The following is a 21,611-nucleotide window of genomic DNA, read 5'->3' as shown; positions in this document are numbered from 1 at the left end:
TTGCCCGCGAAGAGGCCGGTACAGGCTATGAAGAGCCCGGATCTTCAAGCCTGAATCCCTCAACCCCAAATTCCGCTTCCAGCGCCAACAGATACTCGCGCAACGCCCGTCGCGTCGCCTCTTCGCGCAAACACTGGCGCACCCGCTCGGCTACCTGCTCATAGGGCAGCGGCATCCGCTCCACCCGCTCATCCACACTCACTACATGCCAGCCATAGCGCGACGCCAACGGCCGGTCATGCAAGCGCACTGGCAAACGCTGCAGCACCTGGTCCAGCTCGGTCACTGTCTGCCCTGAACTGACCCAGCCCAGCTCGCCGCCCTGATCCTTCGAAGGGCAGCCCGAGTGACGCTGGGCCAGCTCGGTAAAGCGCTCGGGATGTTCGACCAGTTCCGCCAGCAACTGCTCGCCCAACCGGTAGTGGGCATCCCGCGCCCGGGCATCCTCCGGCGCGGCGGGCAGCAGGATATGCCGTACCTTGATCCGCGCTGGTTGGCAAAAGCGTTCGCGGTGGTTGTTGAAATACCGCTGGCTGTCCGCCTCGCTCGCCTCGGGCACCTTCAGCTCGCTGTCCAGCAACTGCGCCACCGCGTCTTCACCTGGCTGCAACCCGAGCACCGCTGCCCGTTGACTCAGCAGCTCACGCACCACCAGCGCCCGGGCAGCGCTGCGCTGTGCTTCGAGCAATGACGCCGCCGGATGAAACGGCGTTTCCTTGGCAATGTCTGCTTCGCTGAGCAACGTGTCGCCCACCCGGATCACCACTGCCGGGTTGTCCGGCAGCGTCTCGACTGCAATCATCTCCATGCTCGTCACTCCTCAGCGCCGTCGAACGATCTGATAATTGCGCCCCAGGTACCCCAGCGGGATGCTCCACACATGCACCAGGCGGGTGAAGGGAAACAGCAGGATGATGGTCAGGCCCAGGAAGATATGCAGCCTGAAGATCAGCGGCGTGTCATTCAGGTAAGTGGCCGCGTCGCCGTTGAAAAGCACGATGGCCTGCGCCCAGTTGGCCAGGGTCAGCATCATGGCGCCGTCCAGGTGGCCATAGGAGAAGAAGATCGTCACCAGCCCCAGGCACGCCTGCAACAGCAACAGGATGAGAATCGCGTTGTCCATGGTGCTGGACGAGGCTTGCACCCGCGGGTTGAACAGCCGCCGCCAGAGCAGCATCGCACCACCGACCACGCACAGCACCCCGGCCACGCCGCCGATGATGATCGCCATCAACTGCTTGTGCCCGGCCGAGAGGAACGGGCCGTACACCCAGTGTGGCGTCAGCAGGCCGAACAGGTGGCCGAAGAAAATGGTCAGGATGCCGATATGGAAGAGGTTGCTGGCCAAACGCATGTTTTTGCCCGAGAGCATCTGGCTGGAGCCGGTCTTCCAGGTGTACTGGCCGTGGTCGTAGCGGTACAGGCTGCCGAGCAGGAACACCGTGCCTGCCAGGTAGGGGTAGTAGCCGTAGACCAGGTGAAGCAGATATTCCTCGAACATGATGCACCTCCGTTCATTGGCCGCTGGGCGGCATGACCTGGATGACCTGGGGGATGGCCTGGTACTTGCGCTCGGCCAGGCGCCGGCCCTCGGCTGACTGCAGGCTGCAGTCCTGGTCGGACTGGGCCTCGAAACGCACCGCTTCCTCTTCCCACACGGCGTCCAGGGCCTGGGGCGTGTTGTCGGGCACCTCGGCACTGGCAGCGGGGCGCTGGGCGGCGATGCTGTCGCTGGCGCCGATCAGCGTCAGCAGGGCGCGCGGAACCAGGGCGTAGCGGCTGTTGCGCTCCTCCAGGCGCGCGCCGAGCAGGGCGAGAATCGGCTGGATCTCGCCCAGCCATTGGCCGATTTCGGCTCCCGGGCGGGTGGAGAGGTATTCGAGAAACAGCGGCAGGTGGTCGGGCAATTCGCGAGCGTCAAGCTTGAAACCCGCCGCTGCGTACTCGGCCAGCAGATTGACCATCGCCTGGCCGCGATCGCGGGACTCGCCATGCACGTGCTCGAACAGCAGCAGCGACACCGCCCGGCCGCGGTCGAACATCTCCACGTAGGCTTCTTCGAGGTCGAGCAGCTCGCTGCCCGCCAGCTCGCCGCACCAGTGCGACAGCTCGGCGCGCAAGGGCGCGGGCCAACGCGTTTCGCCTTGAATGAGCGCGACCAGTTCCGGGCCGGCGTCCAGCAGTTCGGCGGTTGGATAGTCGAGCAGGCGCGCCAGCACCCGCAGGCTCAGCAGGCCTTCATCCATGGCGGCTGTCCTCCAGCGGGTCGAAGGTCTGCACCGGCTTGACCAGCGTAGTGGTCTGCTTGCGCCCGCCGAACAGACTGGTTTCGTTGCGCCCGCCATTGCAGCCATCGCCGAAGGTGAAGCCACAGCCGCTGCGCTCGGCGAACACGTCCGGCACCTGTTCGCGGTGGCCGGTGGGGATGACGAAGCGGTCTTCATAGTTGGCGATGGCCAGGTAGCGGTACATGTCCTCGACCTGCTGCTGGCTCAGCCCCACCTGGTCCAGAACCGCAGTGTTCAAGGTGCCGTCGACATGCTTGGCGCGCATGTACACCCGCATCGCCATCAGCCGCTTGAGCGCCAGGACCACTGGCGCTTCTTCGCCAGCGGTGAGCATATTGGCCAAATAGCGCACCGGAATGCGCAGCGACTCGATCTTGGGCAGGATGCCGTCGAATTCGACGTGCCCGGCCTCGGCAGCGGACTGGATGGGTGACAACGGTGGTACGTACCACACCATTGGCAGCGTACGGTATTCCGGGTGCAGTGGCAGGGCTAGTTGCCAGTCGATGGCGAGCTTGTAAACGGGCGAGGCCTGCGCCGCGCTGATCACGTTGTCGGGCACCCCGTCCTTGCGCGCCTGGGCGATCACCGCCGGGTCGTGCGGGTCGAGGAAGATCTCGCGCTGGCGGTGGTAGAGGTCGCGGTCATCGGCTGAGGCGGCCACCTCTTCGATACGGTCGGCGTCGTACAGCAGTACACCCAGGTAGCGGATGCGCCCGACGCAGGTTTCTGAGCAGACGGTGGGTTGGCCGGTCTCGATGCGCGGGTAGCAGAAGATGCACTTCTCGGATTTGCCGCTCTTCCAGTTGTAGTAGATCTTCTTGTATGGGCAGCCGCTGACGCACATGCGCCAGCCGCGGCACTTGTCCTGGTCGATCAGGACGATGCCGTCCTCTTCGCGCTTGTAGATCGCGCCGCTGGGGCAGGAGGCAACGCAGGCCGGGTTCAGGCAATGCTCGCAGAGCCGGGGCAGGTACATCATGAAGGTGTTTTCGAACTGGCCGTAGATGTCCGCCTGCACCTGGTCGAAGTTGATGTCCAGGCGGCGCTTGGCGAACTCGGTGCCGAGCAGTTCCTCCCAGTTGGGGCCCCATTCGATCTTCTTCATGCGCTGGCCGGAAATCAGCGAGCGAGGTCGGGCCACTGGCTGGTGATCGCCGCTCTTGGCGGTGTGCAGGTGCTCGTAATCGAAGGTGAAAGGTTCGTAGTAGTCGTCGATTTCCGGCAGGTCAGGGTTGGCGAAGATGTTCGCCAGCACCCGCCACTTGCCGCCGATGGCGGGGTTGATCGAGCCGTCGGGATTACGCACCCAGCCGCCACGCCACTTTTTCTGATTTTCCCACTCCTTGGGGTAACCGATGCCGGGCTTGGTCTCGACGTTGTTGAACCAGGCGTATTCGACGCCTTCGCGGCTGGTCCAGACGTTCTTGCAGGTGACCGAGCAGGTATGGCAACCGATGCACTTGTCGAGGTTGAGGACCATGCCCACCTGGGAGCGGATTTTCATTTTACGGCCTCCTGCTTGTAATCGTTGCCTTCGCCGTCGAGCCAGTCGACCCGGTGCATCTTGCGCACGATGACGAATTCGTCGCGGTTCGAGCCCACCGTGCCGTAGTAGTTGAAGCCGTATGAAAGCTGGGCGTAGCCGCCGATCATGTGGGTCGGCTTGGGGCACACGCGGGTGACCGAGTTGTGGATGCCACCGCGGGTGCCGGTGACTTCGGAACCGGGGATGTTCACGATGCGTTCCTGGGCGTGGTACATCATTGCCATGCCCGGACGCACCCGCTGGCTGACCACCGCGCGGGCGGCAATGGCGCCGTTGGCGTTGTACAGCTCGATCCAGTCGTTGTCGGCCACGCCGATGCTGCGTGCGTCGTCCTCGCTGATCCACACGATCGGGCCGCCGCGCGACAGAGTCTGCATCAGCAGGTTGTCGCTGTAGGTGGAATGGATGCCCCATTTCTGGTGCGGGGTCAGCCAGTTCAGGGCGATTTCCGGGTTGCCGTTGGGCTTGGGCGCGGCGACGCTGGCGGCGGCCTTGGTGTCGATTGGCGGGCGATAGACCATCAGGCTTTCGCCGAACGCGCGCATCCACGGGTGGTCTTGGTAGAACTGCTGGCGGCCGGTGAGGGTGCGCCACGGGATCAGTTCGTGGACGTTGGTGTAGCAGGCGTTGTAGCTCACGTGCTCATCTTCCAGGCCCGACCAGGTGGGGCTGGAGATGATCTTGCGCGGTTGTGCGACCAGGTCGTGGAAGCGGATTTTCTCCTCTTCCTTGCGCCGGGCCAGGTGGCTGTGTTCGCGGCCGGTGATCTTCGACAGCGCCTCCCAGGCCTTGACTGCCACCTGGCCGTTGGTTTCCGGGGCCAGGGTGAGGATCATCTCGGCGGCGTCCAGCGCCGAGGCCAGGCGTGGGCGGCCGGCGGCCGAGCCTTCGTGCTTTTGGTAGTTGAGCTTGCCGAGCAGTTCGACTTCTTCCTCGGTCTTCCAGGCGATGCCCTTGCCACCATTACCAAGCGTATCGAGCAGCGGGCCGATCGAGCTGAAGCGCTCATAGGTTTCGGGGTAGTTGCGCTTGACCTCGATCAACGACGGCATGGTCTTGCCGGGAATCGCCTCGCATTCGCCCTTTTTCCAGTCGCGCACTTCGGGCTGGGCCAGTTCGCCCGGGCTGTCGTGCTGCAGGGGCAGGGTGACCAGGTCGGTTTCTTCGCCCAGGTGGCCTACACACACGCGGGCAAAAGCCTGGGCTATGCCGTCGTAGATCTGCCAGTCGCTGCGCGCCTCCCAAGCCGGGTCGGTGGCGGCGGTCAGTGGGTGTATGAAGGGGTGCATGTCGGAGGTGTTGAGATCGTCTTTCTCGTACCAGGTGGCGGTGGGCAGCACCACGTCCGAGTACAGGCAGGTGGTGGACATCCTGAAGTCCAGGGTCACCACCAGGTCGAGCTTGCCCTCGATGGCGTCGTCCTTCCACACCACCTCTTCGGGCTTGTGCCCGCCGACCTCGCCGAGGTTTTTGCCGAGCACGCCGTTGCGCGTGCCCAGCAGGTACTTGAGCATGTACTCGTGGCCCTTGCCGGAGGAGCCGAGCAGGTTCGAGCGCCAAACGAACAGGTTGCGCGGGTGGTTCTGAGGGTTGTCCGGGTCTTCGCTGGCAAAGCGCAACTGGCCGCTTTTCAGCTGGCTGACGGTGTAGTCGGCGGTGCTTTGGCCAGCGGCTTGCGCGGCAGCGGCCAGGCGCAGCGGGTTGATACCCAGTTGCGGCGCCGAGGGCAGCCAACCCATGCGCTCGGCGCGCACGTTGTAGTCCACCAGGCTGCCGCTGAAGTCCTCGCTGCGCGCCAGCGGTGAGAGCAGCTCACTGACCTCAAGCTTCTCGTAGCGCCACTGGCTGGAGTGATTGTAGAAGAACGAGGTGCTGTTCATGTGGCGCGGCGGGCGGTGCCAGTCGAGGGCGAAGGCCAGGGGCGTCCAGCCGGTTTGCGGGCGCAGTTTTTCCTGGCCGACGTAGTGTGACCAGCCGCCACCGCTTTTGCCCACGCAACCGCAGAGGATCAGCATGTTGATCAGCCCGCGGTAGTTCATGTCCATGTGGTACCAGTGGTTCATCCCGGCACCGACGATGATCATGGAGCGGCCGTGGGTCTTGTCGGCATTGCTGGCGAACTCTCGGGCAATGCGGATCATCTGCTCGGCCTTGACCCCGGTGATCGCTTGTTGCCAGGCCGGGGTGTAGGGCTTGAGCTGGTCATAGCCGCTGGCGCCGTCGTCCGTACCACTGCCGCCGACAGTGGCCGCCAGGCCGCGGTCGATGCCGTAGTTGCCGGCGGTAAGGTCGAACACCGTGACCGCCAGCACTTGGCGGCCATCGGCCAGGCGCAGGCGCTTGGCAGGGATGTGGTGGTAGAGCACGTCGCGCACGGGTACATGGGCGAAGTGTTCGCGCTCGATGCCGCCGAAGTAGGGGAAAGCCACCCGCGCCACTTCGTCGTGGCGGCCCAGTAGTGACAGGCACAGCTGCACGTCGCTGCCCTCTGCATCGACAGGTTCCAGGTTCCAGTGGCCGCTTTCGCCCCAGCGGAAGCCGATCGAGCCACGCGGTACCACCAGACGCTCGCTCTGCTCATCCCAGGCGAGGGTTTTCCACTCGGGGTTGTTGGCCTGCTCCAGGTTGCCGGCAATATCGCTGGCGCGCAGTTGTTTACCGGGCACCAGGGTGCCGTCCTCGCGTTGCTCCAGCTCGACCAGAATCGGCATGTCGCTGTAGCGGCGAACGTAATCGGTGAAGTAGGCGCTGGGGTTGTCGAGGTGGAATTCCTTGAAGATCACATGGCCCATGGCGATGGCCAGGGCGGCGTCGGTGCCTTGCTTGGCGCTCATCCATTCGTCGCAGAGCTTGGCTATTTCGGCGTAGTCAGGGGTGATGGCGATGGTCTTGGTGCCCTTGTAGCGCACCTCGGTGAAGAAGTGCGCGTCGGGGGTGCGAGTCTGCGGGACGTTGGAGCCCCAGGCGATGATGTAGCCCGAGTTGTACCAGTCGGCCGATTCCGGCACGTCGGTCTGCTCGCCCCACACTTGCGGCGAGGCGGGTGGCAAGTCGCAATACCAGTCGTAGAACGACAGGCACACCCCGCCGATCAACGACAGGTAGCGGGTGCCGGCGGCGTAGCTGACCATCGACATTGCCGGGATCGGTGAAAAGCCTGCCACGCGGTCGGGGCCGTATTGCTTGACGGTGTAGACGTTGGCGGCGGCCACCAGCGTCTGCAGTTCGTCCCAGTCACTGCGCACGAAGCCGCCACGGCCACGGATCGATTTGTATTGCTGGGCTTTGACCGGATCCTCGACGATGCTGGCCCAGGCCAGCACCGGGTCGGGCTGCTCGGCCAGCGCAGCGCGCCACAGCTGGATCAGGGCCTTGCGCACCATCGGGTACTTGAGCCGGTTGGCGCTGTACAGGTACCACGAATAACTGGCGCCGCGCGGGCAGCCCCGCGGTTCGTGGTTGGGCAGGTCGGGGCGGGTGCGCGGGTAGTCGGTCTGCTGGGTTTCCCAGGTGACCAGGCCATTCTTGACGTACACCTTCCAGCTGCACGAGCCGGTGCAGTTCACCCCGTGGGTCGAGCGGGCGATCTTGTCGTATTGCCAGCGCTGGCGATAACTGTCTTCCCAGCTGCGGCTCTCGTCGCGGGTTTCACCATGGCCGTCGGCGAACTCGGGTGGGCGTTTGACCAGGTAGCGCAGGCGGTCGATGAAGAAACTCATGGCTATCCTCCGTGAAGGTTACGCACAACGGTTAGCAGCGCACCTCGGCATGGGCGCGGGTGTAGTAGAACCAAGTCAGCACGATGCACAGCAGGTAGAACACGATGAACCCGTATAGCGCCCACTGCGGGCCGCCAGTGAAGTCGAACGAGCTGCCGAATGACTTGGGAATGAAGAACCCGCCGTAGGCGGCCACGGCCGAAATGAAGCCCACCGCGGCGGCGGACTCTTTCTCGCTCATCAGGGCCTGTTCTGCCTGTGGCAGCTCGGGGAACAGGCGCGGCGTCTGTACGCGGAAGATCGCCGGGATCATCTGCGTGGTGCTGGCATTGCCGACACCGGAGAAGAAGAACAGCAGCAGGAACATCGCCAGGAAACCCCAGAAGCTGCCCAGGGCGATGAACCACAACACCCCGCCGACGCACGCGGCCATCGCCACATACACCCACAAGCTGATGCGCCCACCGCCGAAGCGGTCGGCCAGGCCGCCGGAAAACGCCCGTGAAAGGGCGCCGATCAGCGGGCCGAGGAAGGCATATTTGAGGATGTCGACGTCGGGGAACAGGTGCCCGGCCAGCAGCGGGAAACCCGCCGAAAAACCGATGAAACTGCCGAAGGTACCGGTGTAGAGCACGCTCATCAGCCAGGTATGTTTACGCTTGAAGATCGCCAACTGGTCACTGAACGACGACTTGGCACTGGCGATATCGTTCATGCCGAACCAGGCGGCGACGGCAGCGGCGATGATGAACGGCACCCAGATGAACCCGGCGTTCTGCAACCACAGTGGCGTGCCTTGCGCGGTGACTTGTGGCGCCCCACCCAGGCTGCCGAACACCCCGGCGGTGATCACCAGCGGCACCAGAAACTGCATGACGCTGACACCCAGGTTGCCCAGCCCGGCGTTCAGGCCCATGGCGCCGCCTTTGGCCTGTTTGGGGAAGAAAAACGAAATGTTGGCCATGCTCGACGAGAAGTTGCCGCCGCCCAGGCCGCACAGCAGGGCGAGGATCAGCATCACCAGGTAGGGCGTTTGCGGGTTTTGCACGGCGAAGCCGATCCACAGGGCAGGGACCAGCAGCGAGGCCGTCGACATCGCAGTCCAGCGCCGGCCGCCGAAGATCGGCACCATGAAGCTGTAGAAAATCCGCAGAGTGGCGCCCGATAAACCGGGCAGGGCGGCCAACCAGAACAGCTGGTTGGGGGTGTAATCGAAGCCCGCTAGCGGTAGCTTGGCTACTACCACCGACCAGACCATCCAGATGGCGAAGCCTAGCAGCAGGTTGGGGATCGAGATCCACAGATTGCGGGTGGCGATACGTTTACCGGTTGCCTCCCAGAACGCTGGGTCTTCCGGGTGCCAGTCACGCAGGACGAAGCTGCTGGGCGTGGACAGCTCCGGCAGGTCGCGGGACTCGCTGCGCTCGGCCCATTCCACGCGCTCGGCCATGCGGATCGCGTAATGCATCCAGGCCAGCGCGCCGGCAGCGATCAGGAACAGCAGCATGAAGCAGCTTTGCCAGATGCCGACCACGTCGTTGAGCATGCCGAAGGTCAGCGGCAGCAGGAAGCCGCCCAGGCCACCCATCATGCCGACCAGCCCGCCGACCACGCCGACGTGCTGCGGGTAGTAGCTGGGGATGTGCTTGAACACTGCGGCCTTGCCCAGCGACATGAAGAAACCCAGGACCATGATGATCAGCGTGAAGCCAACCAGGCCCAGGTGCATGGCGAAATCGATCTCGCCACGCACGCCGGTGATGCTGTAGCGAGTCGGCGGGTAACTGAGCAGGAAGGTGCACAGCACCGACATGCCCAGGGTCCAGTACATCACCTTGCGTGCGCCGTGGCGGTCAGACAGCCAGCCGCCGAGGATGCGAAACAGCGACGCCGGCACGGTGTACAGCGCCGCTACCACGCCAGCGGCGGCCAGGCCCAAGCCGTAGACTTGCATCAGATAGTGCGGCAACCACAAGGCCAGGGCGACGAAGGCGCCGAACACGAAGAAGTAGTACAGCGAGAAACGCCATACGCGAAGTTCAGCCAGCGGTGCCAATTGCTCGCTCAGCGGCACCGGGTGGGCCTGGCGTGAGTCACTCTGCGGGTCGTTCTTGGCCAGCAGGATGAACAGCACGCCCATGATCGCCAGCACGCTGGCATACACCAGCGCCGCCCCGCGCCAACCCAAAGCCAGCATCAGCAGCGGTGCGGCCAGGTTGGTCAGGCCGGCGCCGACGTTGCCGGCACCGAAGATGCCCAGCGCCGTGCCCTGGCGGCCGGGCTCGAACCAGGTGGCGGTGTACGCGGTGCCGACGATGAACCCGCCGCCAGCCAGGCCGACGCCGAGCGCGGCTACCAGCAAAAGGGCGAAACTGTCGGCGAAGGTCAGCAGGTAGACGCACAGCGCCGACGCCAGCATCAGCAGGCCGAATACCCAGCGGCCGCCGTAGCGGTCCGTCCACAGGCCGAGGAAGATCCGTGAGATGGAACCGGTCAGCACCGGCGTAGCCATCAGCAGGCCCAGTTGGGTATCGGAGAGGGAGAACTCGTCCTTGATCTGCAGGCCGAGGATGGAAAACAGTGTCCAGACGGCGAAGCACAAGGTGAAGGCCAATGTAGACAGGCCTAGGGCGCGGTACTGGTCTCGGGCTGGGACATTCGTGGCCATGCAAGCACTTCCCTGTGGGGTGCGAGAGTGACGGATGTGGGTCAGCCGAGAGCGTACCTGGGGCAGGTCATGCCCCTGTCGGGTAAACGCCACTCGCCAGCTGCTTCACGGTTGGTACTGCACTTTCTCGTTATAGGGGTGCTGCTATCTGGGGGTACAGGCTAGATTGCAATGGTGCGGATCGCCAATTTACCGTGCGTTTGCAGTGTGTCGTGGAGGGATTTTGCTGGAGTGAGAGCGGGCTGGAAACTGACATTTTTATCAGGTGGGGTAGGGGCTAGAGGCCCTGAATCGATGGCGCGTCCCTGCGCCAGAAGAGCGATCAGAAGCTGTACTTGGCTGTCAGCATCATATTGCGCGGAGAGCCCCAGGTGTCGCCGGCATAGTCCACCGAACCGGCAACGGCCGAGTAGAACTTGCGATCGAACACGTTGTTGGCATTGAGCTGCAGGTCGAGGTTCTTGTTGACCTGATAGCCGGCCATCAGGTCGGTAACGGCATAGGAACCCTGGATCAGGCGATACTCGCTGCCATCGGCCACGGTGAAATCGTTGTAGATACGGCTCTGCCAGGAGATATTGCCACCGACGCGCAGTTTTTCCAGCGGGCCTTCAAAGCGATAGGTGGTGGTCAGCTTGAACATGTGCTCCGGGGTATCGGTGTCGAAGCGCTGGTTCACGTTGGCGGGGTTGGCGGCGTCCTTGATGGTGTGGGCGCGGGCGTAGGTGTAGCCGGCCCCGACCTGCCAGTTGCGGGTCAATGCACCTTGCAGCTCCATGTCGATACCCTGGCTGCGCACTTCGCCGGAGGCGACGTAGCAGTTGGTAGGGTCGTTACAGCCGGTCAGGTCGGTCTGTGCGACGGCACGGTTTTCCTGGTCGATACGGAACAACGCGATGCTGGCGTTCAATGCGCCGTCGAAGTACTCGCCCTTCACACCGATTTCGTAGTTCTTGCCCTCGATCGGCTTGACTGGGCTGCCTGACGCATCTTTGGAACTCTGCGGGTTGAAGATGTCGCTGTAGCTGACATACACCGAGTGATGATCGTCCAGGTCATAGATCAAGCCGGCAAAGCGAGTAACGTTGCGGGTGACCTTGTAGTCGGCGGTGCTGCTTTCCTTGTTGTCATAATCGTACCAATCCAGGCGGCCACCGAGGATCAGCTTCAGCGGGTCGGCCAGGCTCAGGCGGGTGGTCATGTACACGCCTTCCTGAGTGGTGACCTCACGGGTGTTGCCGGTGTGCACGAAGTTCGGCTTGCCGCCATTGAGCGGCCAGTTGGTGTCGTAGGGGCTGTAGTTGCGGGTGTCCATGTCGTAGATGCGCTTGCTGGCGCCCACCACCAGTTCGTGGGTGCGGCCGAAGGCTTCGAACGGGCCGCTGACGAAGCCGTCGACGCCGGCCTGGTTTTCCTGATGTTTGGACTGATAGACCGTGCGCGACAGCGGCGCATCCAATCCGGCCCAGCGCGACTGGTAGGAACCGGTGAAGGTGGCGTCCTGCTGGGAATAGTTGGTGTTGACCTGCAACTTCCAGTCATTGGCCAGGCGATGGCGCACTTCGGCGAAGACGGTGTTGATCTCCTGGTCCTTGTTTTCCCAGTCGGTGCCGGGGTTGTAGGAGCGCGAAAAGCCCATGTGGTGGCCGTCCAGCGCAGTGGGCATGGCGCCCCAGAAGTAATTGGTCTTGTCCTTCTGGTGGGAGAAGCCGAGGGTCAGCGTGGTGTCTTCGGACAGGTCCGCTTCGGTGATGCCATAGAACAGGCCGTGGTCTTCTTCCACATCATCGATGAAGCTGTTGGCATCGCGATACGACGCCACCACGCGACCGCGCAGCGTGCCGCTGTCGTTGAGCGGGCTGGAGGCATCGATTTCGCCGCGGTAGTTGTCCCAACTGCCGGCGGCGCCGGTCAGGGTGACTTTTTGCTCGGCCAGCGGGCGCTTGCGCACCAGGTTGATCGCCGCCGATGGGTTGCCGGAGCCGGTGACCAGGCCGGTCGCACCGCGCACGACTTCGACCCGGTCGAACATGGCCAGGTTGGGTTGCGCGCCAACGGTCCAACCTTGATAGCCACTGGGGATCCCGTCGTACATCAGGTTATCGATGTCGAAGCCGCGCGCCGAATAGGTCTGCCGACCCGGACCGCTGGAGTAGTCGAGGTACAGCCCCGGCGTGGCCTTGACCACGTCGTTGATGCTGGTCATCGCCTGGTCGTCCATGCGCTGGCGGGTGATCACGGTGACTGCTTGCGGCGTTTCACGCAGGCTCAGCGGCAGCTTGGTAGCGGTGGACATGCTGCCAGTTGTGTAGGAATTCGAACCTTCGGTAGTGCTGCCCAGTTGGTTGGAGCTGATCTCGGTGGCGCCCAGTTCCAGGGTCGTGGGCTGGTCATTCTCGGCCAGAGCCGGGGAGGCGATGGCCATGCAGACGGCCATGGCGAGGAGGTTTCGGGCTGGGAAAGGGCGCGTGGGCGCGAAGGACGACTGCATGGGGAACAAGTTCCTATTGTTAAACGTTATTAAAATTGCGTATGAGAACGATTAACAATAAGTGTGTCAGGATTTGTCGCAGCATGAAAGTCTGGTATGCCAGATTTTTTACATTTTTTTCACAATTGGGGTGCGGACTAGAGCCTGTTGTGCCTTTGCCGGCCTCTTCGCGGGGCAAGCCCGCTCCCACAGGCACTCCACTGCTTTTGGATTCGGTGAGTTAACTGTGGGAGCGGGCTTGCCCCGCGAAGAGGCCCGGAAAGGCACCCTCAATCGTTGGGCTGGGTAATCTGCTTGCCGCGCTGGCTGGCCACTTCAACCGCCTGCCCATCGCGCTGCTTGCCCTGACGCGCTAATCCCTCAAGTTGGGGAATCAGCATCCCTTCGGGCAAATGCCGCCAGAACCGCCCAGGCATGTGCAGACGCAAAGCATCCGGGTTGAGACGCGCGGGGTTGAAGATGTGCCGGTAATAGGTAAGCCACAATTCGGCGCCAGGATCATCAGCATTGCGTGCCCATTGCCGCCAATCGTCTGGGCAACTGCGCCGATAATCGAAATCCTCGCCGTCATAGCGAATACCATCCTGCGGCGTTGCGATCAACCAGCGTTGGCGCCCAAGGCGATCGGCGAAATGCGCGCTGGCACTGTGCAAAATGTCATGGGCTGGTTCGTGATAAGCCACCAGATCCAGTTGCAGCTGTTCGGCAAGCGCCTCCGGTAATGGCACGAAACGCACGAATGCATGCAGGTGGTGCGCTTCCCGGCTGACCTGCTTGATGCGCCGGTGCAATTCACTGCCCAACCGGTCTCCCGCAAGCATCGCCGTGCGGTCGCCATGGGCTACTCGCCATAGCACGTCGTACAGCAGGTTCCACCGTTGCTCGCCACGGTAGCGTGCGGCTTGCTCCAGCAGGCTCAACAGCGCTGCCGGCACCTTGGCGCGAAAAGGGCCGGGGCCGTCAGGCAGCGGTTGCGGCACCGCCAGCAGGTCGTCGATCGGCCCCTGCGCCCAGCTCACTTCGGCCGGGTCTACACCGTGGCCGAGCAGCGTGCGCGCCTGGTCGCGCCAAGTGGCAAACAGATCATCGCAATCGAGCGCTATCACCCCCACAACCCCATCTGCACGGGGGCCTGCGGCTCGCGCAGGCGCGCCCGTAGCAGGCCGCTGCGCAGCTCGCCCTGGGCCGGACGGTAATCGCTGGTGATGATGAAAGGCCGCGCTTTGTCGAGCACGCAGCGCAACTGGATCAGGTCGTCGTAGCGCACTCGCCGTTCGCGGCGCAGCGCCACTAAGCGCTGCACGCTACGTAGGCCAATGCCGGGGATGCGTGCCAGCAGTGCAGGTTCCGCGCGGTTCACATCCAGTGGGAACACCTCGCGGTTGGCCAGCGCCCAGGCGAGCTTCGGGTCGATGTCCAGGGCCAGGTTGCCTTCCTGGCCAAGCAACTCTCCGGCCTTGTAGCCATAGCCGCGCAGCAGGAAGTCCGCCTGGTACAGTCGGTGCTCGCGCAACAGCGGTGGCGCTGCCAACGGCACGCTGTTGGGACTGTCGGGGATCGGGCTGAACGCCGAGTAATAGACGCGCTTGAGGCCGTAGCCTTGGTACAGCGATTCGGCGTTGCGCAACAGCGTGCTGTCGTCGGTGGCATCGGCGCCGACGATCACCTGGGTGCTCTGCCCAGCCGGCGTGAAGCGCGGTGCTTTCGGCTCGTTCGCCACAGCCTGTTGGCCCTGGTGGATGACGCCCATGGCCTGGCGGATGGTGTGCGCGTGTTTTTCCGGGGCCAGGCGCTTGAGGCTGGCATCGGTGGGCAGCTCGATGTTGACGCTGAGGCGGTCGGCCAGGCGCCCAGCTTCCTCGATCAATAGCGGGTCGGCGTCGGGGATGGTCTTGAGGTGAATATAGCCGCGGAAGTTGTGCTCTTCGCGCAGCAGTCGGGCGACGCGGATCAACTGCTCCATGGTGTAGTCGGCCGAGCGGATGATACCGGAGCTGAGAAACAAGCCACTGATGCAGTTGCGCCGATAGAAATCCAAGGTCAGGCGCACTACCTCTTCAGGCGTGAAGCGCGCCCGCGGCACGTTGCTGGAGCGGCGGTTGACGCAGTATTGGCAGTCGTACAGGCAGAAGTTGGTCAGCAACACCTTGAGCAGCGATACGCAACGACCGTCCGGGGTGTAGCTGTGGCAGATGCCCATGCCATCGGTGGCGCCCAGGCCCTCGCTGCCGCGCGAGCTGCGCTTGGGCGCGCCGCTGCTGGCGCAGGAGGCGTCGTACTTGGCGGCGTCAGCGAGGATGCCGAGCTTGGCGATAAGCTGCATGGGGAGGGCTCACGATACTGAATATTCATACAGTATTTTGAGAATGGCTTGATTGCAAGTGGCGGTGATCGGCGGCTCCCGATACTTGACCAAATCCGTCAGCTAAGCTTGTGCTGGACTTTACGGATAGCGGGAGACGTCATGAACATCACGCACAAATCGAAGCTTGCCTTGGCCGGCCTTACGCTGGTCTTCGGCATGGTCAATGCCCAGGCTGCCGAGAGCAAGAAGGTCGATGTGCTGCTGGTGGGCGGGGGCATCATGAGTTCGACCCTGGCAGTCTGGCTCAACGAGCTGGAACCTGGCTGGTCGATGCAGATGGTCGAGCGCCTGGACAAAGTGGCCGAGGAAAGCTCCAACGGCTGGAACAACGCCGGTACCGGCCACTCGGCCCTGGCGGAACTCAACTACACCCCGGAGAAGGACGGCAAGATTGATATCAGCAAGGCGGTGGAGATCAACGAGTCGTTCCAGATCACCCGTCAGTTCCTCGCCTGGCAAGTGAAGCAGGGTGTATTGACGGACCCGCATTCCTTCATCAACACCACCCCGCACATGAGCTTTGTCTGGGGCGACGACAACATCAAGTTCCTGAAGAAGCGTTACGAGGCGCTGCAAGCCAGCCCGCTGTTCAAGCCCATGCAGTACTCCGAAGACCACGAGCAGATCCGCAAGTGGGTGCCGCTGATGATGGCGGGCCGAGACCCCAACCAGAAGCTGGCCGTGACCTGGACGCCCATCGGCACCGACGTCAACTTCGGCGAGATTACCCGCCAGTACGTGGGTTACCTGAAGAATCGGCCGAACTTCGATCTCAAGCTTTCCAGCGAGGTCGAGCACATCACCCGCAATGATGATGGCTCCTGGCACGTCGAGTACAAGAACCTCAAGGACGGCAATACTGCCAGCACCGATGCCAAATTCCTGTTCATCGGCGCCGGCGGTGCGGCGCTGCCGCTGCTGCAGAAGTCGGGCATCGACGAAGCCAAGGATTATGCCGGCTTCCCGGTCGGTGGTTCGTTCCTGGTGACCGACAACCCGGCCATTGCCCAGCAGCACATGGCCAAAGCCTACGGCATCGCCGCATCCGGGGCGCCGCCCATGTCGGTCCCGCACCTGGACACCCGCGTGCTCGACGGCAAGCGGATGATCCTGTTCGGGCCGTTCGCAACCTTCTCGACCAAGTTCCTCAAGCAGGGCTCGCTGCTCGACCTGTTCGCCAGCGTCAGCGTGCACAACACCTGGCCGATGGTCCGCGTCGGCGTGCGTGAGTTCGATCTGGTGCAATACCTGGTCGGCCAGGTGCTGCAGTCGGATGATGACCGTTTCGAGGCCTTGCGCACCTACTTCCCAGAGGCGAGGAAGGAAGACTGGCGCCTGTGGCAGGCCGGCCAGCGGGTGCAGATCATCAAGAAGGACGACAGCCAAGGCGGGGTGCTCAAGCTGGGCACTGAGGTGGTGACGTCCAAGGACGGTAGCATCGCTGGTCTTCTTGGCGCTTCGCCGGGCGCTTCGACGGCGCCGCCGATCATGCTGGACCTGATGGGCAAGGTGTTCAAGGACAAGCTGGCTTCGCCGCAGTGGCAGGCCAAGATCAGGCAGATCATTCCGTCTTATGGCATGCGCCTGAACGATCATCCGGATGAGGTGCAGAAAGAGTGGGCGTATACCAATGAGGTGTTGCAGTTGAACCCGCCGGGTATGGCTGATACGCAGTGATCGGGGTCGCCTCGCTCCAACATGACATCTAAACTTACAACCAGCCCGCCGCTGCTCCCCCAGCGGCGAGCCCTCACCATCCATCCGACCATCGCCTCACCGGACCGGACATCCCTTGCTGACGGTGGCCTTCTTGCAGAGGAGGGCAGGTCATGGACGAGGCAAGGCTTCACGACTTCATGGGCAAGCTGGTCGGCGACATGGGCGCTGCGGCGACACTGGCCAATGTGATTCTCGGTGACGAGCTGGGGTTGTATCGAGCCATGGCCGACAGCCAGCCGATCACCCCTGAAGCGCTGGCAGCGAAGACCGGCTGCCACCCTCGGCTGGTGCGCGAATGGCTCAACGCCCAAGCGGCGTCGGGCTACATGGTCCATGAACAGGGCAATTTCGTGTTACCCGAAGAACAGGCCATGGCGCTGGCGTTGGAAGACTCGCCGGCCTATATGGCCGGAGGCGCGGCGGTGGTGGCCGCGCTCTTTCACGACAAGGACAAGCTGGTGGCGGCCATGCGCGGTGACGGCGGGCTGGCCTGGGGCGACCATCACCCGTGCATGTTCAGCGGCACCGAGCGGTTCTTTCGGCCAGGTTACAGAACCTTCCTGGTGGCGCAGTGGTTGCCAGCGCTCGAAGGCGTAGTCGACAAGCTGCAGGCTGGGGCGAAGGTAGCGGATGTCGGTTGTGGGCATGGTGCTTCGACGCTGGTGATGGCCCAGGTGTTTCCAGCCTCTACGTTCTCAGGATATGACTATCACGCACCGTCGATCACCACGGCTCGGGAGCGTGCTTGCGAGGCTGGCGTATCGCAACGCGTAAGCTTCCAGCAGGCGTCGGCCAAGGATTATCCGGGGCATGACCACGACCTGGTGTGTTTCTTCGACTGCCTGCACGATATGGGCGATCCTGTCGGCGCGGCCCGGCATGCATACAAGGCGTTGAAGGCTGACGGCACGGTGATGTTGGTGGAACCCTATGCCGAGGATTCACTGGACGGCAACCTGACACCGGTTGGGCGCCTGTTCTATGCGGCGTCGACATTCATCTGCACACCGAACTCGCTGTCTCAGGAGGTGGGGCTGGGGTTGGGCGCCCAGGCTGGAGAGGCGCGCTTGCGGGCGGTGTTCGAGGAGGCGGGGTTCACGCGGTTTCGGCGGGCGACGCAGACGCCATTCAATCTGATTTTGGAAGCCAGGAAATAACCGGCCAAAAAGAAGGGGCGCCCTGTTGGCGCCCCGTCTTACTGCTTAGGCTTCAGCGTCCCACGGACGATCGCCTTTTTCATCTTTCACGCGGGTCGGCAGGCCCATGACGTCCAGCGCCTTGAGGAACGGCTCGGCAGGCAGTTCCTCGACGTTGACCATGCGCTTGGCATCCCACTCGCCACGGGCAACCAGCAGGGCCGCAGCCACTGGCGGTACGCCGGCGGTGTAGGAAATGCCCTGGCTGTCGGTCTCGGCAAAGGCTTCTTCGTGGTCGGCCACGTTGTAGATGAACACTTCACGCGGCTGGCCATTCTTGGTGCCTTTGACCAGGTCACCGATGCAGGTCTTGCCGGTGTAGCCGGGGGCCAGGGAGGCTGGATCAGGCAGCACGGCCTTGACCACTTTCAACGGCACCACTTCCAGGCCTTCAGCGGTCGTGACCGGCTGCTCGGAGAGCAGGCCCAGGTTCTTCAGGACGGTGAACACATTGATGTAGTGCTCGCCGAAGCTCATCCAGAAGCGCACGTTTGGCACGTTCAGGTTCTTCGAGATCGAGTGGACCTCGTCGTGACCGGTCAGGTACAGGTTCTGCGAACCCACCACCGGCAGGTCGTCGGTACGCTTGACTTCGAACATGGTGTTGCTGGTCCACTGGCTGTTCTGCCAGCTCCAGACTTGCCCGGTGAACTCGCGGAAGTTGATTTCCGGGTCGAAGTTGGTGGCGAAGTACTTGCCATGGGACCCAGCATTGACGTCGAGAATATCGATCGAATCAATGCTGTCGAAATACTGTTGCTGCGCAAGTTTTGCGTAGCTGTTCACCACACCTGGGTCGAAACCGACACCCAGAATGGCGGTGATGTTCTTCTCTTGGCATTCTTCGAGGTGTTTCCACTCGTAGTTGCCGTACCAGGGCGGCGTCTCGCAGATCTTGCCCGGTTCTTCGTGAATTGCGGTGTCCAGGTAGGCGACACCGGTATCGATGCAGGCACGCAGCACCGACATGTTGAGGAAGGCGGAGCCGACGTTGATCACGATCTGCGATTCGGTCTCGCGGATCAGAGCCTTGGTCGCCTCGATATCGAGGGCGTTGAGCGAGAAGGCCTGGATGTCGGCGGGTACCTTGAGGCTACCCTTGGCCTTGACGCTGTCGATGATGGCCTGGCATTTGGAGATGTTCCGTGACGCGATAGCGATACGACCGAGTTCGTCGTTGTGCTGCGCGCACTTGTGGGCCACCACCTTGGCGACACCTCCTGCACCAATGATAAGAACGTTCTTCTTCAATTTACCTTTAGCTCCTTACTTTAAAGGCCTGTCTTACGACAGGCTGGAAACGTAGTCTTCGAAACCGAACTCGCGCACCACTTCGACGCTGCCGTCGAGTTGCTTGACCGCGATGGACGGCATCTTCAAACCGTTGAACCAGTTTTTCTTGACCATGGTGTAGCCCGCCGTGTCAATGAACGACAGGCGATCGCCGATGGCCAGCGGACGATCGAATTGGTACTCGCCGAAGATGTCACCGGCCAGGCACGATTTGCCGCAGACCATGTAGGTGTGCTCGCCATCGTTGGGAGCCATCTTGGCGTTGAGGCGGTAGATCAGCAGGTCGAGCAGGTGGGCTTCGATCGAGCTGTCGACCACGGCCAGGTGCTTGCCGTTGTACAGGGTGTCGAGCACGGTCACTTCCAGCGAGGCGCTGTTGGTGATGGCGGCTTCGCCCGGCTCCAGGTAGACCTGCACGCCGTATTGCTGCGAGAAGGCTTTCAGGCGTGCGCAGAAGGCATCGACAGCATAGTCCTCGCCGGTGAAGTGGATACCGCCACCCAGGCTGACCCACTCGACCTTGTGCAGCAGGTGGCCGAAGCGTTCTTCGATGTGCGTGAGCATCTTGTCGAACAGGCCGAAGTCACCGTTCTCGCAGTTGTTGTGGAACATGAAGCCGGAGATCTGCCCGATGACTTTTTCGATCTTCTCCGGGTCCCACTCGCCGAGGCGGCTGAACGGGCGGGCCGGGTCGGCCAGCAGGTAGTCGGAGCTGCTCACCTGCGGGTTGACGCGAAGGCCGCGGACCTTGCCTTCGGACTGGTCGGCGAAGCGCTGCAACTGGCCGATCGAGTTGAAGATGATCTTGTCGCAGTTATCGAGCATTTCCTCGACCTCGTCGTCGGCCCAGGCCACGCTGTAGGCGTGGGTCTCGCCGGCGAACTTCTGGCGGCCGAGCTTGAGCTCGTACAGCGACGAAGAAGTGGTGCCGTCCATGTACTGCTGCATCAGGTCGAATACCGACCAGGTGGCGAAGCACTTGAGGGCGAGCAGCGCCTTGGCACCGGAGTGTTCACGCACGTAGGCGATCTTCTCCATGTTGCTCAGCAGCTTGGTTTTATCGATGAGGTAGTACGGCGTCTTGATCATTTAAAGGCCCCCGGCCAGGCCGGCCAAAAAAAGGACACGCATTGTGCCTTCACTTGATACAGATCGAAAGGGCGAGATAAGCATTTCGTCGTAGTCTTTACCGTTGGGCGGGGATTTTTCCCTGGGCGGCGGGCTCATTGGAACAGGCCTGTGTGACGATCCTGCTGTCCCGGCCCTTTCGCGGGGCAAGCCCGCTCCCACAGGACGGGGTGCGCCTCAATTTTTGTGGGAGCGGGCTTGCCCCGCGAAGAGGCCGGAGCAGGCAGCCTCAGTCGAGCTTTTTCAACCACTCCTGAATCTGCCCCAGCGTCGCCGTAGCGCCGCCGCAAACCACGATCAGCACATTCTCGTAGCCGTGCAAATTGCCTGCCTCATAAGCCAACGCCAGCGCCGCACCACAAGCCGGCTCAACCAACACCCGATGGTCAGCCAAGAAGCGCTCGCACGCCTCCAGCGCCGCGCGATCACTGACCAGCACGCTGTGCACCGGATGCGTACGCACGCAGACCAACGCCTGGTCGGCCACACGCTTGGCGCCCAGCGAGGTTGCCACCGAAGCGAGACGCTCCAGCTCCACCGGCTGGCCGGCCTGCACTGCAGCATGCAGCGAGGCGGCCCCTTCGGTTTCCACCGCCAGCACCGGCACATCGTTCCAGCCATTGCGCTTGAGGCCTTCGACCACGCCACTGAGCAAGCCGCCGCCGCCAACCGACAGCACCACCGCATCAGGCTTGTACCCGCTGGCAGCGACTTCATCGACCAGGCTGGCATGTCCCATCCACAGCAGCGGATCATCGAAGGGGTGAATAAAGGCATCGTCAGGCCCGACCAGGGTTTGCGCCAGCGCGTTGGCCTCCTGCCAGGAACTGCCATGCACGATCACCTTGGCGTCTTCTTGCTGCAACAGCTCCTTGGCGCGTGCAGTGGTAGTCTCCGGCACCACTACGGTGACCGGTACGCCCAGCTTGCGCCCGGCATAGGCAACGGCCAGGCCGGCGTTGCCACCCGACGAGGATACGAAGTGGCGGGCGCCACGGGCATGGTGAACTTCGCAGGCATGGCCCACCCCGCGCAGCTTGAACGAGCCGCAAGGCTGCAGAGCGTCGAGCTTGAGCCAGACCGTTCGGCCGGCAGCCAGCGACAGCGGGCGGGATTCGATCAGGGGGGTGTGGATGTGCAGGGTCATGGCAGCCTTCCGTTTGCTTGATACCAAAAGAAGGAGGTCATACCAGTT

General features: G+C 62.9%; 14 protein-coding genes. 2 read left to right on the top strand and 12 right to left on the bottom strand.

What is annotated here, in order from left to right; genetic code table 11:
- Window positions 1-25 precede the first annotated feature (25 nt).
- From ACZ6YA_RS17465 to ACZ6YA_RS17425, 9 genes are all read right to left on the bottom strand, one after another.
- The gene (locus ACZ6YA_RS17465) at window positions 26-808 is read right to left on the bottom strand and encodes a peptidylprolyl isomerase (RefSeq protein ID WP_465898351.1); all 783 of its coding nucleotides are present in this window, start codon (window positions 806-808) and stop codon (window positions 26-28) included.
- Window positions 809-820: 12 nt separating this feature from the next.
- Window positions 821-1,501, bottom strand: coding sequence for a respiratory nitrate reductase subunit gamma (narI, locus tag ACZ6YA_RS17460; protein WP_465898350.1), 681 nt, complete (start codon window positions 1,499-1,501; stop codon window positions 821-823).
- 13 nt (window positions 1,502-1,514) lie between these two features.
- On the bottom strand, window positions 1,515-2,246 hold the full coding sequence (gene narJ, locus ACZ6YA_RS17455; protein ID WP_465898349.1) for a nitrate reductase molybdenum cofactor assembly chaperone: 732 nt from the start codon (window positions 2,244-2,246) through the stop codon (window positions 1,515-1,517).
- Window positions 2,239-3,795: a nitrate reductase subunit beta gene (gene narH / locus ACZ6YA_RS17450; protein WP_465898348.1), complete on the bottom strand. Its 1,557-nt coding sequence runs from the start codon at window positions 3,793-3,795 to the stop codon at window positions 2,239-2,241. The genes narJ and narH overlap by 8 nt, the downstream gene beginning before the upstream one ends.
- Window positions 3,792-7,556, bottom strand: a complete 3,765-nt coding sequence (locus ACZ6YA_RS17445) for a nitrate reductase subunit alpha (RefSeq protein ID WP_465898347.1) — start codon at window positions 7,554-7,556, stop codon at window positions 3,792-3,794. The genes narH and ACZ6YA_RS17445 overlap by 4 nt, the downstream gene beginning before the upstream one ends.
- Window positions 7,557-7,587: 31 nt before the next feature.
- A complete protein-coding gene (locus ACZ6YA_RS17440; RefSeq protein WP_465898346.1) occupies window positions 7,588-10,224 on the bottom strand; it encodes a nitrate/nitrite transporter in 2,637 nt (878 codons plus the stop codon).
- Window positions 10,225-10,546: 322 nt separating this feature from the next.
- On the bottom strand, window positions 10,547-12,649 hold the full coding sequence (locus ACZ6YA_RS17435; RefSeq protein WP_465898345.1) for a TonB-dependent siderophore receptor: 2,103 nt from the start codon (window positions 12,647-12,649) through the stop codon (window positions 10,547-10,549).
- Window positions 12,650-12,984: 335 nt separating this feature from the next.
- Window positions 12,985-13,827, bottom strand: a complete 843-nt coding sequence (locus tag ACZ6YA_RS17430; RefSeq protein WP_465898344.1) for a TIGR03915 family putative DNA repair protein — start codon at window positions 13,825-13,827, stop codon at window positions 12,985-12,987.
- The gene (locus ACZ6YA_RS17425; RefSeq protein ID WP_465898343.1) at window positions 13,818-15,038 is read right to left on the bottom strand and encodes a putative DNA modification/repair radical SAM protein; all 1,221 of its coding nucleotides are present in this window, start codon (window positions 15,036-15,038) and stop codon (window positions 13,818-13,820) included. The genes ACZ6YA_RS17430 and ACZ6YA_RS17425 overlap by 10 nt, the downstream gene beginning before the upstream one ends.
- 141 nt (window positions 15,039-15,179) lie before the next feature.
- On the opposite strand from ACZ6YA_RS17425, the gene mqo reads away from it, so the two are divergent.
- On the top strand, window positions 15,180-16,757 hold the full coding sequence (gene mqo, locus ACZ6YA_RS17420) for a malate dehydrogenase (quinone) (RefSeq protein ID WP_465898342.1): 1,578 nt from the start codon (window positions 15,180-15,182) through the stop codon (window positions 16,755-16,757).
- 152 nt (window positions 16,758-16,909) lie between these two features.
- Window positions 16,910-17,956 carry a class I SAM-dependent methyltransferase gene (locus ACZ6YA_RS17415; protein WP_465898341.1) on the top strand — a complete coding sequence of 349 codons (1,047 nt, stop codon included), beginning with the start codon at window positions 16,910-16,912 and terminating at the stop codon, window positions 17,954-17,956.
- Window positions 17,957-18,001: 45 nt separating this feature from the next.
- Here the strand turns inward: ACZ6YA_RS17415 and ACZ6YA_RS17410 are convergent, their stop codons facing one another.
- From ACZ6YA_RS17410 to ACZ6YA_RS17400, 3 genes are all read right to left on the bottom strand, one after another.
- Window positions 18,002-19,246, bottom strand: a complete 1,245-nt coding sequence (locus tag ACZ6YA_RS17410; RefSeq protein WP_465898340.1) for a saccharopine dehydrogenase family protein — start codon at window positions 19,244-19,246, stop codon at window positions 18,002-18,004.
- Between the two features lie 33 nt (window positions 19,247-19,279).
- The gene (locus ACZ6YA_RS17405; protein ID WP_465898339.1) at window positions 19,280-20,377 is read right to left on the bottom strand and encodes a carboxynorspermidine decarboxylase; all 1,098 of its coding nucleotides are present in this window, start codon (window positions 20,375-20,377) and stop codon (window positions 19,280-19,282) included.
- Window positions 20,378-20,645: 268 nt separating this feature from the next.
- On the bottom strand, window positions 20,646-21,563 hold the full coding sequence (locus ACZ6YA_RS17400) for a pyridoxal-phosphate dependent enzyme (RefSeq protein ID WP_465898338.1): 918 nt from the start codon (window positions 21,561-21,563) through the stop codon (window positions 20,646-20,648).
- Window positions 21,564-21,611 lie beyond the last annotated feature (48 nt).

This window comes from Pseudomonas sp. NPDC090752 (assembly GCF_055584805.1).
Note: the sequence above shows the minus strand (reverse complement) of the source record. Positions and strands in the feature narration are given on the sequence as shown.